Raw genomic sequence first — 22,862 nt, forward strand, 5'->3', positions numbered from 1 at the left:
CTAGATTTAAGGTATATTCGAATGAGTTGGCACGTCGAGTTCGAGCTGATCGCCGATTGGCTTGAGGCGCAGGACCCGAAGGTACAGCGGCGGGTGATTGCGGCAGCAACTGTTCTTGCTCAAGACGGTCCACAACTCGGTCGGCCGCTCGTCGACTCAGTCGAGGGCTCACGGCACAACAACATGAAGGAACTGCGCACGTCGTCGAACACAGTTGCTGCTATCCGAATCTTGTTCTCCTTCGACCCGCGGCGGCAGGCGATCCTTCTACTTGCGGGGAACAAGGCAGGGAATTGGAAGCGTTGGTACCGGGAGAACATTTCGGTCGCCGACGACTTGTTCGACGAGCACCTGATCAGCCTCAAAAACGGGAGTGCGAGATGACTGTTTCGCTGGAGCAGATGGCCGAGCGTCTCGGAATCTCGGAGGAGCAGCGCATCGCCGATTCCGAACGTCTCCGCGCTGAGGCTCGTGCGTGGCGTCTGCGCGAACTGCGCCGAGCGGCGGGGCTCACCCAAGCCGAACTTGCGGCCGTGATCAGTGTGAGTCAGAAGCGCATTTCACAGATCGAGCGAGGCGATGTCGAGATGTTGAAGGTGGACACGTTGCGTCGCTACCTGCGTGGCATCGGCCTAGAGCCAAGCCTCTTCATCACGGTGGACAACCAGCTCGCGAAGATCGCCTGACTCCGCCGCGCCCGCAATAGGCTGGAACCCAACCGCATCGATCGCGTGGGGGCCGCGCTGTTGCCGGCGTTCGTGCCCGCTGGAAAGCAGGAGCCATGCCGAAGAACGTCGCCGATCTGTTCGTCGAGACCCTGCGCGCGGCGGGCGTGAGCCGCATCTGGGGTCTGCCCGGGGACTCGCTCAATGCGTTCACCGATGCGCTGAGGCGCGACGGGCACCTGCGCTGGATGCACATGCGACACGAGGAGTCCGGTGCGTTCGCCGCTGCCGCCGAGGCCGAGATCACCGGTGAGCTCGCCGTCGTCGCGGGTAGCTGCGGCCCTGGCAACCTGCACTTCATCAATGGGCTGTTCGACGCCCAGCGCAGCCGGGTGCCCGTGCTCGCGATCGCCTCGCACATTCCGTCGGAGCAGATCGGCAGCGGCTACTTCCAGGAGACGCATCCGCAGGAGCTGTTCCGCGAGTGCAGCGTCTACAGCGAGCTGGTCGGCGATCCGTCGCAGCTTCCGTGGGTGCTCGAGATCGCCATGCGCGCGGCCGTCGAACGGCGTGGCGTCGCCGTGGTGGTCGTTCCGGGCGACGTCTTCTTCGCGGATGCGCCTGGCCGGCGGGCATCCGCACCGATCCGCAAATCGCCTGCGCACGTCGTGCCGGCGGATGCCGAGCTGGATGCCGCGGTGAAGCTGCTCGACAAAGCCAAGCGGGTGACCATCCTGGCCGGTGCAGGCGTCGCCGGCGCGCACGACAACGTGCTCGCGCTCGCCGACCGACTCAAGGCTCCGATCGTGCACGCCCTGCGCGGCAAGGAGCACATCGAGTACGACAATCCGTTCGACGTGGGGATGACCGGCCTTCTCGGCTTCTCGTCCGGATATCGCGCGATGGAGAAATGCGACGTGCTCCTGATGCTCGGCACCGACTTTCCGTATCGGCAGTTCTACCCGGACAAGGCGAAGATCGTGCAGGTGGACATCCGCGGCGAGCAGCTGGGACGTCGCACCCCCGTCGATCTCGGCCTTGTCGGCGACGTGAGTGACACCGCCAAGGCGCTGGTGCCCCGTTTGAAGAAGCGGGACGACTCGCGTCACCTCGACGAGAGCGTTGCGCGCTATCGCAAGGCACGCAAGGAGCTCGACGAGTTGGCGAACGACGACGGCAAGCAGCCGCTGCATCCGCAGTACGTCACCCGTCTGATCGACGGCCTCGCGGATGCCGACGCCGTCTTCACTGCGGATGTCGGCACCCCCTCGATCTGGGCGGCCCGCTACCTGAGCATGACCAAAGAGCGACGCCTGATCGGGTCGTTCACGCACGGATCGATGGCGAACGCGATGCCTCAGGCACTCGGCGCGCAGGCGGTCGACACGAAGCGGCAGGTGATCGCGCTCGCCGGCGACGGCGGTCTCGCCATGCTGATGGGCGACCTCATCTCGATCCACCAGAACAAGCTGCCGGTGAAGATCGTGGTCTTCAACAACTCGTCCCTCGACTTCGTCGAGCTCGAGATGAAGGCGGCAGGCATCGTCAACTACGGCACGAGTCTCGAGAACCCGAGCTTCGCTGCGGTGGCCGAGGCAGTGGGCATCCGTGGCATTCGAGTGGAGAAGGGTGCGGACCTTGAGGCGGCGCTGCGCTCAGCTCTCAGCGACAACGGGCCCGTGCTCGTCGACGTCGTCACGGCGAGGCAGGAGCTGTCGCTGCCGCCCTCGATCACCGCTGCACAGGCGAAGGGCTTCTCGCTCTGGGCGCTGCGCTCGGTGATGTCGGGCCGCGGCGACGAGCTCATCGACCTCGCCGACACGAACGTTCTGCGCCGACTGCTGCGCTGAGGGATGTCCGCAGGCCCAGTGTTACGCCGCTGACCGTTCCACGACGGGGCGTCGGCGCAGAGCCGGCTCGCCGACCTCCGGGCCGCGATAGACCATGTCCATCGCGCCGATGCTCTCCCCGGGCGGCACGATCTCGTCGATGTGGCTCAGCACCTCATCGGAGAGCGCGACATCGACGCCCGCGAGCGTGTCCTCGAGCTGCTCCATGGTGCGCGGCCCCGCGATCGCGGAGGTGACTCCGGGATGCGCGATGACGAAGGCCATCGCCAAGTGGGTCAACTTCACGCCGACCTCGTCGGAGAGCGCGATCAGTTGTTCGACGGCGGCGAGACGTCGCTCGTCCCTGAAGTGACGCATGCCCGTGCGTGCAGATCGGAAGTTGTCGTTCTCCTGACCTGAGCGGTATCGACCCGTCAGAGTGCCGCCGGCCAGCGGGCTGTAGACCAGAGTGCCCATGCCGTAGCGCTGGGCGACCGGGAGGATCTCGCGCTCGATCTCGCGGTCGAGCATCGAGTAGTTCGGCTGTTCGGTGCGGAAGCGTTCGAAGCCGCGGCGCTCGGACATCCATTGCGCCTCGACGATCTCAGATCCGCGCATCGACGACGTGCCGATCGCGCGCACCTTGCCCTGCCGCACGAGGTCTGTCATCGCGGAAAGCGTCTCGTCGATGTCGGTGTCAGAGTCGGGGCGATGCAGCTGGTAGAGGTCGATGTGGTCGGTCTGCAGATTGCGGAGCGAACGATCGACGGCCTCCATGATCCAACGACGGGATGCACCGCGGTGGTTGATGTCGTCGTCCACCGGTCCCCAGAACTTGGTCGCGAGCACGACCTCGTCGCGGCGTCCCTTCAAGGCTTCGCCGACGACCTCCTCCGAATCTCCGTAGCGGTCGGCGGTGTCGATGAAGTTGATGCCGGCGTCGAGCGCCCGATGGATGATACGGATGCCGTCCTGCCGGTCGGGATTGCCGAGCGAGCCGAGCATCATCGCGCCCAGCGCGTAGGGGGTCACCTTGATGCCGGTGCGACCGAGGGTTCTGTAGTGCATGTTGCCTGCTCCTGTGGGTGATGACCGCGACAGCGTCGTGTCGTATGATCGACTAATCGGAACATCATTCCGGATGAGCGGGGCTCATTTCCGGAACAGTGTTCCGTTTAGTACAGACTGTACACGGAACGCCGTTCCGTTCGCTAGAGGAGCTGCTGCATGCCCGTGATCTCGAGCACCGGCGTGGGCAAGGCCGACTCCGAGTCGCGACGGATGCGAGCTGATGCGCGACAGAACGTCGTCGCGCTGGTGGAGGCGGCGAAGGCGGTGTTCGCCGAGTCCGGTGTGGATGCGCCGGTGCGATCGATCGCCGAGCGGGCGGGCGTCGGCGTCGGCACGCTCTACCGGCACTTTCCGCTGCGGTCCGATCTCATCTCAGCGGTCTTCCGGCACGAGATGGATGCCTGCATCGACGCGGCGCCCGAGCTCGAGGCGAACCACCCACCAGGTGAGGCGCTCGATCTGTGGATCATGCGCTACACGCAGTTCGTCGCCACGAAACGCGGCCTCGCCGCGGCTTTGCACTCGGGCGACCCCGCCTACGAGCCGCTCGCCGACTACTTCTCGACGCATCTGGCGCCGACCCTCGATCGCTTGCTCGCCGCGGCTGCGAAGTCGGGCGAGATCACTCAGGATGTCGATGCATCCGAATTCCTCGGCGCCGTCGCCAACCTCTGCCACGGCGGCGACCCGTCGGGGAAAGAGAGCTCCGGCCGCGCAGAGCGGATGGTGCAACTGCTGTTGGCCGGGCTGCGAGCCGAGCCCTCGATACTGCGGTAGGGCTGTTCCTGCCGTCTCGCATTCATCGACTGCGTTGCTGAATGTGAGAGGAATCCACTGTTGGAGTTGATGAACGCCGCGATCTAGCATCGACCGCGGCATCCGCCTCACGGTGTCACGCCGAAAGCCACCTCTGCCGCCTTTGACGCGGGCGAGGTCGTCACACCATCGAAAGGCCAACTCATGCAGTTCAGATACCTGGGCAACTCCGGTTTCAAGATCTCAGAGATCACATACGGGAACTGGCTCACCCATGGTTCGCAGATCGAGAACGACACCGCGGCCGCGTGCGTGCGGGCCGCGCTCGACGCTGGCATCACCACGTTCGACACCGCAGACGTGTACGCGAACACGGCGGCGGAGACCGTTCTCGGTGAGGCTCTCAAGGGGGAGCGCCGCCAGTCGCTGGAGATCTTCACCAAGGTGTTCGGCCCGACCGGCCCCAAGGGCCACAACGACGTCGGTCTGTCGCGCAAGCACATCCTCGAGTCGATCGACGGGTCGCTGACGCGGCTGCAGACCGATTACGTCGACCTCTACCAGGCGCACCGCTTCGACTTCCATACGCCGCTCGAGGAGACGATGCAGGCCTTCGCCGACGTCGTCCGTCAGGGCAAGGCGCTCTACATCGGCGTCAGCGAGTGGACCGCCGAGCAGCTGCGTGCCGGGGCGGCGCTCGCGAAGGAGCTGAACGTGCAGCTGATCTCGAACCAGCCGGAGTACTCAGCGCTGTGGCGAGTCATCGAGTCGGACGTCGTTCCGGCCTCGAGGGAGCTGGGCATCTCGCAGATCGTCTGGTCCCCGGTCGCCCAAGGCGTGCTCAGCGGCAAGTACCTTCCCGGTGCGCCCGTTCCGGCAGGCAGCAGGGCCACGGATGAGAAGGGCGGCGGAGCGCAGGCCATCTCGCGATGGCTGAGCGATGACGTTCTCACGAGGGTGCAACGGCTGAAGCCGATCGCGCAGGAGCTCGGCCTCACGCCGGCACAGCTCGCCGTCGCGTGGGTTCTCCAGAACGGCAACGTCGCATCCGCGATCATCGGGGCATCCCGTCCCGAGCAGGTCGTAGAGAACGTGAGGGCATCCGGCGTCACTATTCCCGCCGAGCTATCGGCCAGCATCGACGAGGTTCTCGGCGATGCCATCGAACGCGACTCTGCGCACACGGCGAGCCGCTCGCCGAAGGAGCGCGAAGCGTAGAGAGGCTCGGCGTCACCCGCTGAATGCGAATGGCGGCACCCCTCGAGGTGCCGCCATTCGTGTCAGAGCCGATGACGGGAATCGAACCCGCGCTCTCTGCTTGGGAAGCAGAAGTTCTGCCATTGAACTACATCGGCGTGCCCGCCTGAGCGAGCAACGACCATCCTAACCGGCGATCTCGGCACGTTCGCCCCCGCGACAGCGCCATCTGCGCTTAACAGCGCCAGTCGTAGTGGCGCGATTAAGCGCAAATGGCGCTGTTCGGGTTTGCGGGTTGCGGGAAGCGCACGCGTGATCGGTGCGCGTCGCTGTCGGCGTCAGACGACCGACCAGCCGCCGTCGCTCGGCAAGATGGCGCCGTTCACGTTCGCGGAGTCGTCGCTCAGCAGCCAGATGATCGCTGCGGCGAGCTGCTCCGGCTGAGCCACGCCGGGGATATTCGTCTGCATGATCGGGCCGACGATGCTCGCGGCGAATTCCGACTTGAACGGTGACTCTATGTTGGTCGCCACCGCACCGGGCGCGACCGCGTTCGCACGGATGCCCTGCTTGCCGTAGAAGAACGCGATCGACTTGGTCAGACCGGCGACGGCGTGCTTCGACGCCGTATACGCGACACCGGCGGCGGACGCCTTCAGCGCGGCCTCCGACGCAACGTTCACGATGGCGCCCTTGCCGGCACCCAGCATCAGGGGAAGCACCGCACGTGCGAGACGCATCGGCCCCGTCAGGTTGACGTTCAGCACGCGCTCCCAGGTGGCGTCGTCGACCTCGGCGGGCGGGAGGAAGGCATCCATGATGCCCGCCACGTTCGCCAGGCCGTCGACCTTGTCGCCGGCGGCGGCGATGATCGCGTCGATCGTCTCTGCGGATGCCACGTCGCCGGTCACCGTCGTGACGTCGTACTCGTTCAGTTCCTTCTCGAGGTCGGCGAGACGTTCGGCGACCACGTCGGTGCCGATCACTCGTGCGCCTTCGTGTGCGAGGCGCGTCGCCGTCGCCTTGCCGATGCCGCTGCCTGCCCCCGTCACAATGATCGTCTTGCCCGCGAAACGGTCCGAAACCTCGGTCATCACCGACTCCTTCACTTGTCGTGTTGTCGCCTCGCGCACGCCGCGCGCGGCATCCTGTCCACCAACGTGGTGGCCTGCTGACACAGTTATAACACTCAGTGCCATAAATGGGCTGAGAGCCTAAGCTTGCGTCGTGACGGCAACACAGGCATCCGAATCGAGCGACGCGGCTCCGCGCCGCGGGCGCCCCGTCGAGGTGCAACCGGAGCAGGCGGCGCTCATCGCGCTACGCCTCTTCGACGAGCGCGGCTATGACGAGGTGTCGATGGAGGACGTCGCCCGAGCGGCGGGAATGAGCCGGCGCTCGCTCTTCCGGTACTTTCCGCGCAAGGCCGACCTCGTCTGGTCGGGTGCGGCGGAGGCGCAGACGGACATCCGCGGGGCTCTCGCGCGGGCTCGGCCCGAGGCATCCACGATCGACGCGCTGCGGGCCGCGTACGCGACGGCGCTCGACTTCAGCGAGGACCAGTGGGAGGCCACCAGGAGGCGCCTGCTGCTCATCCAGCGGCATCCGTCGCTCTACGACGCAGTACGCGGCCAGCTGGACGATCAGCGCGAGCTCCTCGCCTCGTTCATCGCCGAGCGCGAGGGTCTCGCACGCGAATCGCTGCTCGTGCACGTGCTGACGGATGCCGTCTCCGCCGCCTCGTTCTCGGCGCTGGTGTGGTGGGCATCCGGCGACGAGCGATCACCCGCCGAGGCGGTCAATGCGGCGCTGGCCGAACTGCAGAAGGCCTTCGGCGCAACGTCGCCGATCAACTGACATCGGTCGGCCCGGGCAGATGCCGCGAGCATTCGCCGTCGGACGTTCAGCTCGCGAGACTCGCGATCGCGAAGACCAGCAGCACGATGCCGACCACGAGATCGGTGCAGCACGCGAGCCATTCCTTGCCACCCTTGCCCGCCTTGAAGAGGTGACGAATGCCGGCGGCGAACAGGAAGACACCGCCGGCGACCGCCACGGCGGCCGTCCACCCGCCGTGAGTCGTGCCTCCGATCCACGGCGCGACGATTCCCGCGGCACCGAGTCCGAGGTTGGCGAATCCGAGCTCCTGCACAACGTGGTTCGTATTCTCGTCCGCGCCGCGTCCGAGGATGTTCTCCGCGGTGAACGAGGGACGGACGATCTGGCTGACTCCCGCGATGAACAAGCGAACGCCCATCGCCCAGAACACGAACCACTTGCCGATGAGTGCGAGCGCGTCGGGCATCCATCCCGAGACGAAGCCCTCGATGAGCACCGACGCGACGGGCAGCACGAGCATGAGTCCGATGACCATCACCCAGTACATGTCGCTCCTCTCGAAAGGGCCGGCGCTCATCGCTCGGCTGGGGCGACAATATCGCGCCGACGGGGTGAACACGACGGTTGTCTCTACGGGCGTTGCGCCGTGCACGAACGGCGATGACCACGAAACATTTGTCGGATGCTCGCGCTGTGCGCTCGACCGACTCAATCGGCGGGGTGAGCGTGAGCAAGCTCCCGCTCACCCCGCCTCAATCGCCGGTAGTCTGACGAGGTGCTGCTCTCAGATCGCGACATCACGGCCGAACTCGGCGAAGGGCGCATCGCTCTGGAGCCCTACGAGCCGGAGATGATCCAGCCGTCGAGCATCGACGTGCGCCTCGACCGCTTCTTCCGGCTGTTCGACAACCACAAGTACGCCTTCATCGATCCCTCGGAAGACCAGCCGGAGCTCACTCACCTGGTCGAGGTGGACGGCGACCAGCCGTTCATCCTGCACCCCGGCGAGTTCGCGCTCGGGTCGACGTACGAGCGCGTTGCGCTGCCCGACGACATCGCTGCCAGGCTCGAAGGCAAGAGTTCGCTGGGTCGGCTCGGCCTACTCACCCACTCCACGGCCGGATTCATCGACCCAGGTTTCACAGGGCACGTCACCCTCGAGCTGAGCAACGTGGCCACCCTGCCGATCAAGCTCTGGCCCGGCATGAAGATCGGGCAGATGTGTTTCTTCAGGCTGTCTTCTCCCGCCGAGAAGCCGTACGGTTCTGCCGCATACAGCTCCCGATACCAGGGGCAGCGCGGGCCGACGGCATCCCGTTCCTATTTGAACTTCCACCGCACGGACGTCAGCGGCTCCACCGTCGGCGACCCCGCGCAGGCTGGCGGCGGCCCCGTCGAGAAGGTGACGTCATGACCGAACAGTCCGACCACAACGACTTCGCGGATGCCCTGATCAGCGCAGGTCCGTCGCCGAAGCACCCGAAGCGCATGACGCGATTCGGGCAGCTCGTCGGCTCGTGGAAGGTGCACGGCACGCGGCTCGACGAGGCGACGGGCGAGTGGTCCGACCGCGACTTCACGTGGATCGTGCAATGGGTGATGGACGGCCACGCGATCGAGGACCTCGAGGCCGTCGACACTGCAGACGGACGAGTGACCACGGCGGTCGCGCTGCGCGTTCACGATCCGTCGGCCGGGCTCGTGCGGGTGAGCTACTTCTCCCCCGCGACGAACCAGTACGCGAACCTCGTCGCGCAGGGCTGGCGCGACGGCATCCGCGAAGACGGTTCGCAGAACGACGGCAGGCCGATCCGCTGGAATTTCAGCTCGATCACCGACGAGTCCTACGAGTGGGACGGCTGGGTGAGCGACGACGACGGCACGACGTGGAAGCTCGTGGAACATCTCGAGGGCGTCAAGATCCCGTAGCCTCGCGGCCGGCCTTGGCGTGTCTGATGGTGGATCGACCGGGGGCGGGGTAGAACAGCGTGGGGGCAATTCGGGGGGATCGCTTCGCTGACCGGCTGAAAGGAATCTCCCCGTGAAGATCGTCAGACGCGTTGTCATGGTGTTGATCATCGCCTTCGCCCTCTTCTACATCATCGCCCGCCCGCAGGATGCGGCGAACGCGGTACAAGTTGCCGTAGGAGCCGTGTTCGCTGCCGGCACCGCGGTCATGAACTTCTTCACCGCGCTAGCCGGTTCATGACGGAGGTCGATCCGCGCACCGCAAAGCACCTCATCGCCGATCAGGGTGAGGTGGTCATCGACGAGGTGCGCAAACACTGGGCGGCGCTGGTCGGGCCGGCGCTCGAACTCGTGGCCGGCGTGGTCATTGTCTTTCTGGCGATGGCCGTTCCCAAGATCTGGTGGCTGCCGGTCATCGTCGGCCTCGGCGTGATCCTGCACGCGGCGTGGCGCATCCTCGCCCGACGGCGGGACCACTTCGTCATCACGAACATGCGGGTCTTCCGCATCCACGGCATCCTGTCGGAGCAGGTGGCGACGATGCCGCTCGCCCGCATTCTCGACATCTCGGTGTACAAGCCGGTTCTCGGGCGCATGTTGGGCTACGGGCATTTCGTCTTCGAATCGGCCGCCCAGGCGCAGGGACTGCGCGAGATCCGGTACGTGGGCGCCCCGGACAAGCGCGGACTCACCATCCAGCGCGTGATTCAGCGGGCCGGTCTTCGCGGATACGCCGACAGGTGGTCGAACCCCGAGGGAGCGGTCCCGGACGGCAGCTTGGACCGCTGACGCGAGTCTGCAGGTAAGTTACCTGCCCGGATGTCGAGTCTGGCGCGGAGGCGTCGGTCTGGCTCAACGACTCAGATCGAGCTTGCCGGCGCTCGCGCGCACCAGGAGCATCAACACGAGACCGACGGCCACGACGATCATGATTCCGACGATCCCCCAGATCTGCTTGCCGCCGATCGCGATGAACGCACTGAACAGCAGCGGCGAGAGGAAGGTCGCCGCGCGCCCGGTCGTCGCGTAGAGCCCGAACACCTCGCCCTCGTGGCCGACCGGGATGATCCGTGCGAGGAAGCTTCGCGACGCGGACTGCGCCGGCCCGACGAACAGGCAGAGGAACAGGCCGAAGATCCAGAAGATCCAAGCGGGTGCGAGGCCGCTCGGAGACCCGTCTGACTGGATCGGACCGGCCATCGGGTCGAAAAACCCGAGTGCCAGTCCGAACGCCGCGACGCCGGATACCAGAAGACCCACGAGCGAGGTGATGATGACGCGTCGTGGGCCGAACCGATCGTCGAGGGTACCGGTGGCGATAGTCGCGATGCCGGCAACGAGATTCGCTGCCACGGCGAAGTAGATTACGAGGCTCGGCGAGAAGCCGAAAGTGCCAGAGGCGATCACACCGCCGAAGGTGAAGATGCCGGTGAGTCCATCGCGGAAGATCGCGCTCGCGATGAGGAACCACACGGTGTTTCGGCTGCGTGTCCACAGCCGAGCGATCGAACGGCAGAGCTCGACGTAGGCACCAAGGAGGCCAGCGCGCGTCACGCCGCCGGAGGCAGGTTGCTTGTTCTCGCCGACAGCGAAAAAGACCGGGAGTGAGAAGCCGACGTACCAGAGCGTCGCGACCATCATCGACAACTGCACATAGTGGAATGGCCCGAGCTGAAGCTCGGGGTCGATGAATGCGAACAGCAGGATGAGCAACTGCACGATGCCGCCGACATAGCCCATGCCCCAGCCGAAGCCGCTCACCCGTCCGACGTTCCTCGACGTCGACACCTGGGTGAGCATCGCGTAATAGTTGACGTTTGCGAGCTCGATCGAGATTGTGCCGATCGACAGCGCGAAGAACCCCAGAACCACGAACTGAGGATCAGGGAAGACGAACGCCATCGCTAGGAGGGCGATCGCGGTTATCCCGGTCCACACGCCCAGCCATCGCTTCCGATGGCCGCCGGCATCGGACTGCTGCCCGGTGATTGGAGCTGTCAGCGCGACGAGCAGGCCGGCGAGCCCGAGCCAGAGCCCGAGCTGGCCGGAGAGTTCGTCGGTATCGCCGAACGTTGAGCTCGTGAGGTAGCGGGTGAAGACGAATGTGGTCGCGACGGCGTTGAAGGATGAGCCAGCCCAGTCATATAGGGCCCACGCGACCACTTTTTTGCGGGGAACGGGCCCGACATCCGGCCCGGCGGTATCGAGGGTTGCAGGGGCATCGTTGCCCGCACTGCTCGGGTGGTCGGTCATGCGCACACCCTACTGGGAGGCTGCGAACAAGGATCGTCGCCGCGTCGTTGAGAGGGCCGTGCGAGAACGCCACGCCTCGCTCGGGACTTCCATCACGACTTAGAATTGGGTGCAGCAGACTGTTCGGCGGGTCGTCCCGCCCGTACCTGAACGGTCGCAGGAGAAGTCAGGGTGGACAGATGCCGTCAGCTCGTTCAACGACGGTGCGCGACCTGCGCAGAAGCAACCGGTCGCGCACGCTCTGGGCGCTCTACCTGCACGGCCCGCTCACCTACCAGGAAGTGGCGACCGCCACCGGCGTCAGTCTGGCGACGGTGTCGAACGTGATCGGCGACCTGCTGCGCACCGGCGCCGTCGTCGAGGTGGGCTCCGAGGGGTCGAACGGCGGACGGCCGCGCGGGCTGTTCCACATCAGGTCGGACTTCGGCTACGTGCTCGGCGTCGACGTGGGTGAAACCGCGGTCATGGTCGAACTGTTCGATCTCGGGATGCGGGCACTGGCATCCCATCGCTCGCTCACCAGGCACAGCCGGCTCGACCCCGACGAGGTCGTCGAGCAGGTCATCGAAGGTATCGAGGCGGTCGTCGCGGAGTCGGACGTCGACGAGTCCGACGTGCTCGGCGTCGGCGTCGGCGTGCCGGGACTGGTGGAGCGACGCCCGGCGGATGTCGGTGCACACGATGTCGCGGGCGCCACCGAGGCCGTCGTCTATGACCAGAGCATCGGTTGGGGCACCGTGCCGATCGAACGGATGCTGCGCGACCGCACCGCGCTCCCCCTCGTCGTCGACAACGGCGCGAACACACTGGGGCAGGCCGAGCGCTGGTTCGGCGCTGCCAAAGACCGCGGCAACGCCATCATCGTGCTGCTTGGAGCTGGCGTCGGCGCGAGCATCGTCTCCACGCCAGACGGCGACACCGGCGCGTTCGCCGCCGAGCTCGGCCACACCAAGGTGGTCGCGGGCGGACGTGAGTGCGTCTGCGGCGCGAAGGGGTGTCTGGAGGCCTACGCCGGAGCGGACGCGATCGTCTCCCGCTATGACCACCTCAAGCGGCGCACCCGTGCAGCGGACCCGCGCGAGGTCGAGGAGCGCACGCTGGCCATCCTCGCCGCCGCCGACTCGGATCACGTGGCGACCCAGGTGGTCGACGAACTCGTCGAGTACCTCGGCGTCGGCCTCGGCAATCTCGTCAACCTGTTCACACCCGAGCGCATCGTGATCGGCGGATGGCTGGGGCACGCGCTCGACGACTCGGTGCTTCCACGCATCCGTGCCGCCGTCGGCGAGAATGCACTCGCCCGTCCGTTCGAGCGGCTCGACCTCGTGCGCGCGCAGCTCGGAACGGATGCCGTCGCCCTCGGAGCGGCGACCCTCCCCGTCGCGGAGTTCCTCCACAGCGGCGGGGTGCGAGCGCGTTCCGCTGCGGCGACCCACCCGCAGGCCGCCGAGCCGCTCGCGTGAGGGGTCAGCCCTTCGCGTCGACCCGCTGTGTGTTGGCTTTCGCAGTGCTCTTGCGCACGATGAACGTCGGGTCGAGCAGGGCGTGCTCGGTCTGCTGCTCTCCCCCTTCGACGCGTGCGACGAGCATCTCGATGGCGCGACGCCCGACCGAGCGGAAATCCTGCTGCACGGTCGTGAGCGGCGGGTTGTAGTACGGGGCGTCATCCCCGTCGTCGTAGCCGACGACACTGACGTCGTTCGGAACGGAGAGACCGCGCTCGCTGAAAGCCAGCATGAGGCCGAGCGCCATCTGGTCGTTACCGGCGAAGACGGCCGTCAGCTCTGGGATGCGCGCGAGCACCTGTCCCGCTTCGTAGCCCGAGCGCGCCGTCCAGTCTCCGACCATCGGCATCGGCGCCTCCGCGCCGGCGGCGTCGAGGGCGGATCGCCATCCGTTCAGGCGATCTTGGGTCTGCATCCACTCTGCAGGGCCGCGTACATGGAAGACCGTTTCGTGACCCAGTGAGAGCAGATGCTCGGTCGCCGTCTTGGCGCCGGCGGTCTGATCGATGCCGACCGTCGAGATGTCTCCCCCTGCACCGCCTTCGATCGCGACGACCGGGAGGCCGGGGGGAACGGAGGCCAGGGCATCCGCTGTCGCGTCGATCGGTGCGATGACGAGCAGGCCGGCAATGGACTGCTCGGCGAGACGACCGACGGTCGCCTGCACGGAGGTGCGGTCGACGGCATCCACCGCGCCGATGCCCACGAAGTAGCCGAGTTCACGGGCGCTGTGCTCGATGCCGTACAGGGGTGTCAGTCCCTCGCTGTCTGCGACGTCGAGCACGAGGACGCCGAGTGTGCGCGAGCGGCCGGTCACCAGGGTGCGAGCCGCGTTGCTCGGGCGGTAGCCCAACTCGTCCACAGCACCCAGAACGGCGAGCCTCGTGGCGGGCCGCACGCTGGGGTGCCCGTTCAGCACCCGCGAGACCGTCTGGTACGACACGTTGGCGAGGGCCGCCACGTCGACGATCGACGGGGGCCTGCCTGCGCGCGCGGGGGCATCCTTGACGGCCTCCGCCCTCGCACCGGACTCGTCGCCCTTGCTCGTCATGCGACGTCACCCCTTGTCGGTCGTGGTTCGCTGCCGGCGGATGCCGCGGAATGGCCGGTTCGGAGCCCGCGAATCGCGCCACCGAGTGTGATCGTCATGGACAAAGGCGCTCGCAAGTGAACGTTTCCCCGTCGCAACATGTCGGTCATATCTCCATGCTATCCGACCAAATCAGGCAATTCGAGCAGAAATATCGCTGGACAAATCCGATTCCGTACTCGTACCGTGTGAACGTACACATTTGGCGAGACCCGCTCGTCGTACGTACATGCTCCCTCGAGGATGAGGAGACAGGAACCCGAAGATGCGCAATTCGACGACACTGAGCGTGCTGTTCGCCGCCGCGCTCGCGGCGGCCGCAGCCTGGGGCACCGCAGCGCCGGCCGCGGCTGCACCCGTCATCTCCGCACGGGCCGCGACCGGCAGCGCAGGATCCGCAACCGTCTCCGCCACGGCGAGCACGTCTGCAATCCGCTCCGCCTCCGACGCGACGCCGCCGATGGGATGGAACAGCTACAACGCCTACGCCTGCGACAACGGCGCACAGAACATGGAGGCCGTGGCGAAGTTCATCCACGACTCCGGACTCGAGGCCGACGGCTACTCGTACGTGAACAGCGACGGGTGCTACGACGACCTGGAGAGCCTCGGCAGCCCGAACACCTACGGCATCACGGCCCCGATCGCCCAGAACGCCGAGACCTGCGGAGCGGTCAACGGCCGCCTTCCCGACGGGGAGCTCTACGTCAACTCCTACGACTTTCCACCGAGCGCACCCTGCGCGAACGACGGCTTCAAGCTCGTCGGGGACGACCTGCACTCGCTCGGCCTCAAGCTCGGCCTCTACTACGACGCAAGCAACAACTGGAACTGCGAGGAGATTCCAGGAAGCTACGGCTTCGATCAGACGGATGCCGCGACCCTCTCGTCGTGGGGCGCGGACTACGTGAAGCTCGACTGGGGATGCGGCGACGACCTCGTACCGCCGGCCAGCAACGCCCCATCCGGATACACCGGCATCGACGCCGCGCCTGGAAACGAGGGCTTCGGCGGACCCACCTTCTCGACGAACTCCGCGTACGACACGAACCAGGAGCAGACGCAGATCAAGATGTACACAGCGCTGGTGAAGGCGATCCGTGCGCAGAAACGCCCGATCACGGTCAGCATCGCCGGCGCCGGAACCGTCGACTCGCAGACCTGGGGTCTCGCGCTCGGCGACCTCGACAGGCCGACAGGAGACGCGAACGCCAACTTCACCGTGACCGGCAAGCACGCGGCAGGCAGCGTCGTAGGCATCGTCAACGCCGATGCGCAGACATACGAGTCGTTGACCGGTCCCGGCCACTGGGTCGATCCCGACGCGATGGAGGTCGGCAACGGATCGCTCACGGAGGCGGAGGACCGCTCCGAGATGTCGATGTTCTCCGAGATGGCGGAGCCCCTGCTGATGTCGACGAACCTGTGCCCCGGTAACTGCGGTCCCGACACCACGCCTGCGACGAAGGCCCAGCTCGCGCTCGCCGTCTCGGTCTTCGGCAACAAACGCGTGATCGCCGTCGATCAGGATGCCCTCGGGTCTCCCGCGCACATCGCCGGCACCTTCGACGGCACGCACCTGACCATGACCAGGAAGCTGAAGAACGGCGACGTCGCGGTCACGATGTTCAACGAGAGCACGACGGATGCCGCGACCATGTCAGCGACGGCGGCCGACCTCGGCTTGCCCTCGGCCTCGCGCTACAGCGTGCAGGATCTGTGGACGGGCGCGACGACCACCTCGACCGGTGCCATCTCGGCGACGGTCGCTCCGACCCAGACGGTGATGTACCGCATCTCACCGGTCACGGGCTCGCATGGGACCGGCATCGGCGCTACCCGTGACGCGGCATCCGCGACGGCCGCCCGGGCGTCCAGCACCCACCCCACCAACGTCGGCTCGACCACTGAGGGCTCAGCCGCCAACGGCTCCACCGCCACCGTCCCGGCGAACCTCACGTCGGTGTCGTGCGCGAGCGCCATTCGCTGCGCGGGCGTCGACGAGTACGGTGCGGCCGTCGTCTTCGACCCTGCGCATCCGTCGAAGGCGTCACGACTGTCGATCGACCCCGGCCAGACACTCGCAGCTGTCTCCTGCCCGAAGAACGGAGCGGACTGCACGGCGGTCGACGGCCGAGGCGTGACGTTCACGTTCGGAGTCTCCGGACGCGGGCCTGTCTCACGGCATGCGATCGACCAGGGCGGACAGCCCACCGCGATCGATTGCATCACAGACGGCCAGTGCACGGTGGTCGACGGCAAGGGCGTCGAGGTCACGTTCAACCCGGCGAACGGCCGCACGGTGGGCCGCGGCGGCGTCTCGGTCGACCCGAACACCTACCTCGCGGCGGTCTCGTGCCCCTCTTCCACGCAATGCACGGCAGCGGGCGGCGGGGGCAACAACGGTGACACCGAGGTGACGTTCAACCCGAAGACCGGTGCTGTCGCGACTGCGGGAGTCACCTCGATCGACGCCGACACGGTCAACGGCGTCTCGGCGGTCTCGTGCCCGAGCGTCGGCCAATGCACGGTCGTCGACGGTGCAGGCGACGAAGTCACCTTCGTGCCCTCGTCCGGAACGGTCGTCGGCAGCGGACCCGTCGCGCTCGAGGGCGCCGACCTGGCGGCCGGACTCGGCGTCATGAAGTCGGTGTCGTGCATGGATGCCGGCCACTGCGTCGCGGTCGACCTCAGCGGCAAGGCGGTCGCCTTCGACCCGGCGACCGGCGTCGTCGCCGCATCGGGAGCGGTGATGATCGACGGGAGCGGCACCGGGCTCGAGTCGGTGACGTGCGTCACGGCATCCGTCTGCGTCGCCGTCGACCTCGGTGGTCGCGAGGTCACGTTCGCTCCAACCGGTCTCGGAGTCTCGCACTCGACTCTCGTCGACCAGCCGGTGCGTTGGCGCTCGCCTCTCACAGACTGACCACGGCTGAAAACGGCAGCATCCCCTTACCCGAAGACCCCACGATCCCGATGGGAAGAATGCAATGCGAACCATCACCAAGACCCTGGTCTCCGTCATCGCGGCGGCTTCGCTTCTCGTTCTCGCGGCGTGCAGCAGCGAGACGAGCACGGACAGCGGCGGCGGCTCGAGCGGGCAGCACACCGGCGGCACCTTGCATCTCACGGCTCAGTCAGCCGGAGGAACGCTCGACCCGCAGGTGAACTACACGCTGCAGTACTGGCAGCTGTATCAGGGCGCCTACGACGGGCTGCTCACGTACGCCAGGGTCGGCGGCAAGAAGTCGGAGGACATCGTGCCCGACCTCGCGACCGCGATGCCGAAGGTGTCGACGAACGGCAAGACCTACACGTTCCAGCTGCGCAAGGGCATCGAGTTCTCCAACGGCAAGACCGTGACTACGGACGATGTCGTCGCTTCGTTCCGGCGCCTGTTCAAGGTGTCGAGCCCGAACGCCGGGTCCTGGTACAACGTGATCGTCGGGGCCGATGCCTGCCTCAAGACGCCCGCGTCATGCACGCTGAACGGCGGCGTGGTCGCCGACGCGTCGACGAACACCATCACCTTCAACCTCACGCAGGCCGACCCGGAGTTCGAGGCGCAGCTGGCCATGCCGTTCGCATCGGTGCTGCCCGCGGACACGAAGGCGAAGGACGAAGGAACCACGCCCATCCCCACGACGGGGCCGTACTACTTCGCGAGTTACTCGCCGAACAAGGCGCTCGTGATGAAGCGCAACACGCATTTCAAGTCCTGGTCCGCCGAAGCCGCCCCGGTCGGGTACCCGGACGAGATCGACGAGACGTTCGGTCTTACCGCCGAGGCCGAGGTGACGGCCATCGAGAACGGCCAGGCGGACTGGATGTACGACACCCCGCCGTCCGACCGTCTCTCCGAGATCTCGTCGAAGTACGCCTCCCAGACGCACGTGACGCCGCTGACGGCTCTCTGGTACCTCGGGCTGAACACGAACATCGCGCCCTTCAACAACGAGAAGGCCAGGCAGGCGATCAACTGGGCGATCGACCGTTCCGCCGTCGTGAAGCTCTACGGCGGCACCTCGCTCGCCTCGCCGGCGTGCACCATCCTGCCGCCCGACTTCCCCGGTCACGCGGACTTCTGCGACTACACGAAGAACGGCGGCAACACGTGGACCGCTGCGGACGTCGACAAGGCGAAGCAGCTCATCCAGCAGTCCGGAACCGCCGGCCAGTCCGTCGGCGTCGTCGTGCAGAACGACAGCGTCAACAAGGGCATCGGCCTCTACCTGGTGAGCCTGCTCAACCAACTCGGCTACAAGGCGACGCTGAAGGCACTGTCGAACAACATCCAGTACAACTACATCCAGAACACCGGCAACCACGTTCAGATGAGCCTCACGCAGTGGTATCAGGACTACCCGGCGGCATCCGACTTCTTGCGCGTGCTGCTCTCGTGCGCGTCGTTCCACCCGAACAGCGACAGCTCGATCAACATCGCCGGCTACTGCAACACCGGGCTGGATGCCCAGATGGCGAAGGCAGACGACGAAGGACTGACCGATCCCACGGCGGCGAACGCGGCATGGGGTGAGATCGACAAGGCGTACATGTCCGAGTCGCCTCTGGTGCCGTTGTTCAACCCGAAGCTGATCGACTTCACCTCGAACCGCGTCTCGAACTACCAGTTCAGCGATCAGTACTACATGCTCGTGGACCAGCTGTGGTTGAAGTGACCGTGGCGATCGCGACGTCGGAACGCGGGACGCCACGATCGCGACGGTCGGCAGGCCCGTGGCGCGTCGCCTTCACCCAGATCGCGCACAACCCCGTCGCAGTCGGCTCCGCCATCGCCCTGGTGATCATCGTCGCCGTCTGCCTGGCCGCTCCGCTGTATGCGCAGTTCATCGCTCATACCGATCCGTTCCAGTCGAACATCAACGGCACGACGGTGATCGACGGGCATTCGGTGGCGGTGCTTCAGCAGCAGACGCAGGGCCTCGGCCTGGGCGTCGAGCCGATCGGTCCGACGTGGAACATCTCCAACTACTTCCTTGGAGCTGACAGTCAGGGACGGGATGTTTTCGCGCGTCTGCTCTACGGCGGCCGTACCACCCTGCTGATCGGCTTCTCGTCCGCGCTGATCTGCTGCGCGCTCGGTGCACTGGTCGGCATCATCGCCGGCTACTTCGGAGGTCCCGTCGACTGGGTGCTCTCGCGACTGATGGACATCATCTGGGCGTTCCCGGTCTATCTGCTGGCGATCTCGCTCTCGGTGGTGCTGCTCACCGGTGGCCTGAGGCTCGGGCCCATCGTGATCGGTCCATCGAACCTGCTGCTGCCCATCCTGATCATCGCGCTCATCTACGTGCCTTACGTTGCACGCCCGATTCGCGGGCAAGTGCTCTCGCTGAAGAACCGGGAATTCGTGAAAGCCGCCATCGGCCTCGGGGCGAGCGACTGGCGCATCTTGCGCATTGAGATCCTGCGCAACGTGCTGCCGACGGTGATCGTCTTCATTCCTTTGATGATGGCGTTGAACATGCTCACAGAGTCGGCGCTGTCGTTCCTTTCGATCGGCGTTCAGCCGCCGAACGCCAGCTGGGGAACGATCATCAACGACGGACTCGACCTGCTGTACACCCGGCCGGCCGTCGCCATCGCCCCGGGAATCATGCTCGTCATCACCGCCGTCGCGCTCAACCTGCTCGGCGACGCGGTGCGCGACGCGCTCGACCCGAAGGCGAAGCTGCGGGGTGCCGCCTGATGCTGTTCGTCGCAAAGCGGCTCGGCTCCGCCCTTCTCGTCATGTTCGCGATCAGCATCGTCGTGTTCCTGATCTTCTTCGCCACACCCGGCGTCGATCCGGCGGCGAGGCTCGCGGGTCGCGGGGCATCCCCCGAGGTGCTGTCGCAGGTGCGGCACGCGTTCGGCTTCGACCAGCCGCTTCCTGTTCGATACGTGCTGATGATGGACCACCTGTTCGTCACCCGGGACCTCACCTCGTACGTCAACATCGGCGACAAGGTCGTGCCGCAGATCATGCAGGCCGCGCCGGTCACCCTGTCGCTCGTGCTCGGCGCAGCCGTCATCTGGATCGTGCTGGGACTCGGCGGAGGCATCCTGGCCACGCGTTTTCGCGGCAGCGTGGTCGACCCGATCATCATGGTCATCGGCATCGCGGCCGTCTCACTGCCCGCCTACTGGGTGGGTGAGGTCGTGAATCTGATCACCCAGGACCGCCTTCACGACAGCGTCTTCTCCTGGGTGCCTCCCCTGGGCTATGTGCCGTTCGCGCAGAATCCCGGGCAATGGGCCCTGCATCTGCTCTTCCCGTGGCTGACGCTTGCACTGCTCTACGGCGGCATCTACGCGCGCGTGCTGCGCGCCGAACTCGTGACCGCGATGGGCGAGGACTACGTGCGAACCGGCAGGGCGAAGGGGCTCTCCGAGCGGCGCATCCTGTGGCGGCACGCGCTGCGCGGATCGCTGTCGCCGGTCGTGTCGCTCTTCGGGCTCGACCTCGGCTCGCTGATCGGCGGCGCCGCACTGCTCACCGAGGTCGTGTTCGGACTGCCGGGCATCGGCAAGCTCACCTGGGACTCGCTGCAGAACCTCGACCTGCCGGTGATCATGGCGTGCGTCTTGTACGCGGCGTTCTTCGTCGTTGCCGCGAACGCGATCGTCGACCTGTTGTACGCCGTGATCGATCCGAGGGTGCGTCGTGCCTGAAAGCGAGAAAGATGCCATGCCCGCTGCCCCGCTGCTCGAGGTCGACGACCTGCGGGTCGCCTTCCGCACCCGCGACGGTGTCGTCAACGCCGTCAACGGGCTGTCCTTCACCGTCGGCCGCGGCGAGGTGCTCGGCATCGTCGGCGAGTCCGGCTCGGGTAAGTCGATGGCGATGTACTCGATGATGGGCCTGCTCGACAATCCGAACGCGACGGTCACCGGGTCGGCCCGGTTCGAGGGCACGGAACTGATCGGCATGCCGCTGCCCAAGCTGAACCGTCTGCGAGGAAGCAGCATCGCGATGATCTTCCAAGACCCGATGACAGCGCTCACCCCGGTGTACACGGTGGGGTGGCAGATCGTGGAGCAGATCCGCACGCACGAGAAGGTGTCATCGCAGGCAGCGTGGAAGCGGGCGATCGCGCTGCTCGACGAGGTGGGCATCCCGGATGCCGCCCGCCGCGCCAAGTCGTACCCCCACGAGTTCTCAGGAGGCATGCGCCAGCGCGTGATGATCGCGATGTCGCTGGCGTGTCATCCGTCGCTCCTGATCGCCGACGAGCCCACCACGGCGCTCGACGTGACGACGCAGCGGCAGATCCTCGAACTCATCCGCGACCTGCAGGCCAAGTACGGATCGTCGGTCATCATGATCACCCACGACATGGGCGTGATCTCCGAGATCGCCGACCGGGTGATCGTGATGTACGCGGGACGCGCCGTGGAGCTCGGAGGCAAGTCGCAGGTGGTGCGCTCGCCGCGGCATCCGTACACCTGGGGTCTGCTCGGAGCGATACCGCGACCCGGTCAGCGGGGACAGCGGCTGGCCACCATTCCAGGGCTACCGCCCGGACCGCACGACGACCAGATCGGTTGTCCGTTCCGCTCCCGCTGCCGCTTCGCCATGGACGAGTGCTCCGAGATGCCGCAGCTCCGCGCTACGGGCGAGGCCGCGGACCATCTGGATGCCTGCTGGCTGTCCGGCGATGCCAGGAAGTCATTGCGAGGGGAGATCGCATGAGCGAGACCATTCTGCGCGCCGACGACGTGGTGAAGCAGTTCGCCCTGCGCGGCAGGCACAGGGGAACGATCAAGGCGGTCGACGGGGTCAGCCTCGAGGTGAAGGCCGGAGAGACGCTCGGGATCGTCGGCGAGTCCGGCTGTGGCAAGTCGACGTTCGGGCAGTGCCTCACGCGCCTGGTCGACGTGACGAGCGGAACGATTCAGTTCGAGGGCACCGATATCTCGAAGCTGTCGCGCAGGCAGCTGAGGCCGGTGCGAAGCCGGCTGCAGATGGTGTTCCAGGACCCATATTCGTCGCTCAACCCGCGCATGCGCGTCGGCGACATCGTTGCCGAGCCCATGCGCATCCACAAGACAGGTGACCGGCGTGCGATTCAGGCTCGGGTGGCCGATCTGCTGGAGCGTGTCGGCTTCGACGCGAGTATGGCCGGCCGGTTTCCGCACGAGTTCTCCGGCGGTCAGCGGCAGCGCATCGGCATCGCGCGAGCGCTCGCGTTGAACCCGAGCGTGCTCGTCGCCGACGAGCCGGTCTCGGCCCTCGACGTCTCGGTGCAGGCACAGGTGCTCAACCTGCTGGCCGACCTGCAGGATGAGTTCGGGCTGACCTACGTGTTCATCGCGCACGACCTCGGCGTCGTCGAGCACGTCTCCGACCGGGTCGCCGTGATGTACCTCGGCGAGATCGTCGAACTGGCGGATGCCGAGGAACTGTACGCGTCGCCCGCGCATCATTACACGGCGGCCCTGCTGTCGGCGATCCCGCAGCTCGACGGCGAGGCGGAGCCGGAACGCGAGCGCATCGTCCTCACCGGCGACGTGCCCAGCCCCGCGAACAAGCCGAGCGGATGCCCGTTCCACCCGCGCTGTCCCGCCGCGACCGAGATCTGCCGCACCGAGCATCCGGTGCTGCATGAGGAGGGCGGGCGAGCGGTCGCATGCCACCATCCGCTGCCGTTGCGCGTGCTCTCGAGTGCGGAGCGCGGAGCGTGAT

The 22,862-nt window shown here is 66.4% G+C and carries 22 protein-coding genes and 1 tRNA gene; 17 read left to right on the top strand and 6 right to left on the bottom strand.

From position 1 onward, the window contains the following. Nucleotides 1-21: 21 nt before the first annotated feature. From MJ603_RS01300 to poxB, 3 genes are all read left to right on the top strand, one after another. Nucleotides 22-384 carry a type II toxin-antitoxin system RelE/ParE family toxin gene (locus MJ603_RS01300; protein ID WP_243061854.1) on the top strand — a complete coding sequence of 121 codons (363 nt, stop codon included), beginning with the start codon at nt 22-24 and terminating at the stop codon, nt 382-384. Next, on the top strand, nt 381-686 hold the full coding sequence (locus MJ603_RS01305; protein WP_243061855.1) for a helix-turn-helix domain-containing protein: 306 nt from the start codon (nt 381-383) through the stop codon (nt 684-686). Before MJ603_RS01300 ends, MJ603_RS01305 begins: the two co-directional genes overlap by 4 nt. Nucleotides 687-781: 95 nt before the next feature. Further along, nucleotides 782-2,515, top strand: coding sequence for a ubiquinone-dependent pyruvate dehydrogenase (poxB, locus tag MJ603_RS01310; protein WP_243061856.1), 1,734 nt, complete (start codon nt 782-784; stop codon nt 2,513-2,515). A 21-nt stretch (nt 2,516-2,536) separates the two neighbouring features. Here the strand turns inward: poxB and MJ603_RS01315 are convergent, their stop codons facing one another. Further along, complete coding sequence (locus tag MJ603_RS01315; protein WP_243061857.1) at nt 2,537-3,562, bottom strand: aldo/keto reductase; 1,026 nt, start codon at nt 3,560-3,562, stop codon at nt 2,537-2,539. A gap of 159 nt (nt 3,563-3,721) precedes the next feature. On the opposite strand from MJ603_RS01315, the gene MJ603_RS01320 reads away from it, so the two are divergent. After that, the gene (locus tag MJ603_RS01320) at nt 3,722-4,342 is read left to right on the top strand and encodes a TetR/AcrR family transcriptional regulator (RefSeq protein WP_243061858.1); all 621 of its coding nucleotides are present in this window, start codon (nt 3,722-3,724) and stop codon (nt 4,340-4,342) included. 183 nt (nt 4,343-4,525) lie between these two features. Next, nucleotides 4,526-5,539 (top strand): aldo/keto reductase family protein, encoded by a 1,014-nt coding sequence (locus MJ603_RS01325; protein ID WP_243061859.1) that lies wholly within the window; start codon nt 4,526-4,528, stop codon nt 5,537-5,539. Nucleotides 5,540-5,605: 66 nt separating this feature from the next. Here MJ603_RS01325 and MJ603_RS01330 read toward each other — a convergent pair. Further along, nucleotides 5,606-5,676 (bottom strand) — tRNA-Gly (locus tag MJ603_RS01330). A gap of 180 nt (nt 5,677-5,856) precedes the next feature. Continuing rightward, nucleotides 5,857-6,612, bottom strand: a complete 756-nt coding sequence (locus MJ603_RS01335) for an SDR family NAD(P)-dependent oxidoreductase (RefSeq protein WP_243061860.1) — start codon at nt 6,610-6,612, stop codon at nt 5,857-5,859. A 133-nt stretch (nt 6,613-6,745) separates the two neighbouring features. On the opposite strand from MJ603_RS01335, the gene MJ603_RS01340 reads away from it, so the two are divergent. Then, nucleotides 6,746-7,375, top strand: a complete 630-nt coding sequence (locus MJ603_RS01340) for a TetR/AcrR family transcriptional regulator (RefSeq protein WP_243061861.1) — start codon at nt 6,746-6,748, stop codon at nt 7,373-7,375. A gap of 46 nt (nt 7,376-7,421) precedes the next feature. On the opposite strand, the gene MJ603_RS01345 is transcribed toward MJ603_RS01340, so the two are convergent. Continuing rightward, nucleotides 7,422-7,904, bottom strand: coding sequence for a DUF6790 family protein (locus MJ603_RS01345; RefSeq protein ID WP_243061862.1), 483 nt, complete (start codon nt 7,902-7,904; stop codon nt 7,422-7,424). A gap of 228 nt (nt 7,905-8,132) precedes the next feature. Here MJ603_RS01345 and dcd point away from each other — a divergent pair, with 228 nt between their 5' ends. The 4 genes from dcd (at nt 8,133) to MJ603_RS01365 (ending at nt 10,114) form a co-directional block, all read left to right on the top strand. Beyond that, on the top strand, nt 8,133-8,771 hold the full coding sequence (gene dcd / locus MJ603_RS01350) for a dCTP deaminase (protein ID WP_243061863.1): 639 nt from the start codon (nt 8,133-8,135) through the stop codon (nt 8,769-8,771). After that, a complete protein-coding gene (locus MJ603_RS01355; RefSeq protein WP_243061864.1) occupies nt 8,768-9,286 on the top strand; it encodes a hypothetical protein in 519 nt (172 codons plus the stop codon). Before dcd ends, MJ603_RS01355 begins: the two co-directional genes overlap by 4 nt. Before the next feature lie 112 nt (nt 9,287-9,398). Further along, nucleotides 9,399-9,566 carry a hypothetical protein gene (locus MJ603_RS01360; protein ID WP_243061865.1) on the top strand — a complete coding sequence of 56 codons (168 nt, stop codon included), beginning with the start codon at nt 9,399-9,401 and terminating at the stop codon, nt 9,564-9,566. After that, the gene (locus tag MJ603_RS01365) at nt 9,563-10,114 is read left to right on the top strand and encodes a PH domain-containing protein (protein WP_243061866.1); all 552 of its coding nucleotides are present in this window, start codon (nt 9,563-9,565) and stop codon (nt 10,112-10,114) included. The genes MJ603_RS01360 and MJ603_RS01365 overlap by 4 nt, the downstream gene beginning before the upstream one ends. 63 nt (nt 10,115-10,177) lie before the next feature. Here the strand turns inward: MJ603_RS01365 and MJ603_RS01370 are convergent, their stop codons facing one another. Beyond that, a complete protein-coding gene (locus MJ603_RS01370; RefSeq protein ID WP_243061867.1) occupies nt 10,178-11,578 on the bottom strand; it encodes an MFS transporter in 1,401 nt (466 codons plus the stop codon). A gap of 179 nt (nt 11,579-11,757) precedes the next feature. On the opposite strand from MJ603_RS01370, the gene MJ603_RS01375 reads away from it, so the two are divergent. After that, a complete protein-coding gene (locus MJ603_RS01375) occupies nt 11,758-13,041 on the top strand; it encodes an ROK family transcriptional regulator (protein ID WP_243061868.1) in 1,284 nt (427 codons plus the stop codon). A gap of 4 nt (nt 13,042-13,045) precedes the next feature. On the opposite strand, the gene MJ603_RS01380 is transcribed toward MJ603_RS01375, so the two are convergent. Then, complete coding sequence (locus tag MJ603_RS01380) at nt 13,046-14,134, bottom strand: LacI family DNA-binding transcriptional regulator (RefSeq protein WP_243061869.1); 1,089 nt, start codon at nt 14,132-14,134, stop codon at nt 13,046-13,048. Between the two features lie 304 nt (nt 14,135-14,438). Here MJ603_RS01380 and MJ603_RS01385 point away from each other — a divergent pair, with 304 nt between their 5' ends. The 6 genes from MJ603_RS01385 to MJ603_RS01410 all read left to right on the top strand — a co-directional run bounded on the left by MJ603_RS01385 (nt 14,439) and on the right by MJ603_RS01410 (nt 22,861). Further along, complete coding sequence (locus tag MJ603_RS01385) at nt 14,439-17,099, top strand: glycoside hydrolase family 27 protein (protein ID WP_243061870.1); 2,661 nt, start codon at nt 14,439-14,441, stop codon at nt 17,097-17,099. A gap of 64 nt (nt 17,100-17,163) precedes the next feature. Further along, nucleotides 17,164-18,852 carry an ABC transporter substrate-binding protein gene (locus MJ603_RS01390; protein WP_243061871.1) on the top strand — a complete coding sequence of 563 codons (1,689 nt, stop codon included), beginning with the start codon at nt 17,164-17,166 and terminating at the stop codon, nt 18,850-18,852. After that, nucleotides 18,840-19,883, top strand: a complete 1,044-nt coding sequence (locus tag MJ603_RS18695) for an ABC transporter permease (RefSeq protein ID WP_243061872.1) — start codon at nt 18,840-18,842, stop codon at nt 19,881-19,883. The genes MJ603_RS01390 and MJ603_RS18695 overlap by 13 nt, the downstream gene beginning before the upstream one ends. After that, nucleotides 19,883-20,848, top strand: a complete 966-nt coding sequence (locus MJ603_RS01400) for an ABC transporter permease (protein WP_243061873.1) — start codon at nt 19,883-19,885, stop codon at nt 20,846-20,848. The genes MJ603_RS18695 and MJ603_RS01400 overlap by 1 nt, the downstream gene beginning before the upstream one ends. Continuing rightward, nucleotides 20,841-21,869, top strand: coding sequence for an ABC transporter ATP-binding protein (locus MJ603_RS01405; protein ID WP_243061874.1), 1,029 nt, complete (start codon nt 20,841-20,843; stop codon nt 21,867-21,869). Before MJ603_RS01400 ends, MJ603_RS01405 begins: the two co-directional genes overlap by 8 nt. Next, nucleotides 21,866-22,861 carry an ABC transporter ATP-binding protein gene (locus MJ603_RS01410; protein ID WP_243061875.1) on the top strand — a complete coding sequence of 332 codons (996 nt, stop codon included), beginning with the start codon at nt 21,866-21,868 and terminating at the stop codon, nt 22,859-22,861. The genes MJ603_RS01405 and MJ603_RS01410 overlap by 4 nt, the downstream gene beginning before the upstream one ends. Nucleotide 22,862 lies beyond the last annotated feature (1 nt).

The organism is Humibacter sp. RRB41 (genome assembly GCF_022761015.1).
In the GTDB taxonomy this organism is placed as follows: Bacteria; Actinomycetota; Actinomycetes; order Actinomycetales; family Microbacteriaceae; genus Humibacter.

What these genes read in the sequence shown, in the direction of transcription:
- MJ603_RS01300 (WP_243061854.1), top strand. Translation starts at nt 22, where the DNA reads ATGAGTTGGCACGTCGAGTTCGAGCTGATCGCCGATTGGCTTGAGGCG.
- MJ603_RS01305 (WP_243061855.1), top strand. Translation starts at nt 381, where the DNA reads ATGACTGTTTCGCTGGAGCAGATGGCCGAGCGTCTCGGAATCTCGGAG.
- poxB (WP_243061856.1), top strand. Translation starts at nt 782, where the DNA reads ATGCCGAAGAACGTCGCCGATCTGTTCGTCGAGACCCTGCGCGCGGCG.
- MJ603_RS01315 (WP_243061857.1), bottom strand. Translation starts at nt 3,562, where the DNA reads ATGCACTACAGAACCCTCGGTCGCACCGGCATCAAGGTGACCCCCTAC.
- MJ603_RS01320 (WP_243061858.1), top strand. Translation starts at nt 3,722, where the DNA reads ATGCCCGTGATCTCGAGCACCGGCGTGGGCAAGGCCGACTCCGAGTCG.
- MJ603_RS01325 (WP_243061859.1), top strand. Translation starts at nt 4,526, where the DNA reads ATGCAGTTCAGATACCTGGGCAACTCCGGTTTCAAGATCTCAGAGATC.
- MJ603_RS01335 (WP_243061860.1), bottom strand. Translation starts at nt 6,612, where the DNA reads ATGACCGAGGTTTCGGACCGTTTCGCGGGCAAGACGATCATTGTGACG.
- MJ603_RS01345 (WP_243061862.1), bottom strand. Translation starts at nt 7,904, where the DNA reads ATGTACTGGGTGATGGTCATCGGACTCATGCTCGTGCTGCCCGTCGCG.
- MJ603_RS01355 (WP_243061864.1), top strand. Translation starts at nt 8,768, where the DNA reads ATGACCGAACAGTCCGACCACAACGACTTCGCGGATGCCCTGATCAGC.
- MJ603_RS01365 (WP_243061866.1), top strand. Translation starts at nt 9,563, where the DNA reads ATGACGGAGGTCGATCCGCGCACCGCAAAGCACCTCATCGCCGATCAG.
- MJ603_RS01370 (WP_243061867.1), bottom strand. Translation starts at nt 11,578, where the DNA reads ATGACCGACCACCCGAGCAGTGCGGGCAACGATGCCCCTGCAACCCTC.
- MJ603_RS01375 (WP_243061868.1), top strand. Translation starts at nt 11,758, where the DNA reads ATGCCGTCAGCTCGTTCAACGACGGTGCGCGACCTGCGCAGAAGCAAC.
- MJ603_RS01380 (WP_243061869.1), bottom strand. Translation starts at nt 14,134, where the DNA reads ATGACGAGCAAGGGCGACGAGTCCGGTGCGAGGGCGGAGGCCGTCAAG.
- MJ603_RS01385 (WP_243061870.1), top strand. Translation starts at nt 14,439, where the DNA reads ATGCGCAATTCGACGACACTGAGCGTGCTGTTCGCCGCCGCGCTCGCG.
- MJ603_RS01390 (WP_243061871.1), top strand. Translation starts at nt 17,164, where the DNA reads ATGCGAACCATCACCAAGACCCTGGTCTCCGTCATCGCGGCGGCTTCG.
- MJ603_RS01400 (WP_243061873.1), top strand. Translation starts at nt 19,883, where the DNA reads ATGCTGTTCGTCGCAAAGCGGCTCGGCTCCGCCCTTCTCGTCATGTTC.
- MJ603_RS01410 (WP_243061875.1), top strand. Translation starts at nt 21,866, where the DNA reads ATGAGCGAGACCATTCTGCGCGCCGACGACGTGGTGAAGCAGTTCGCC.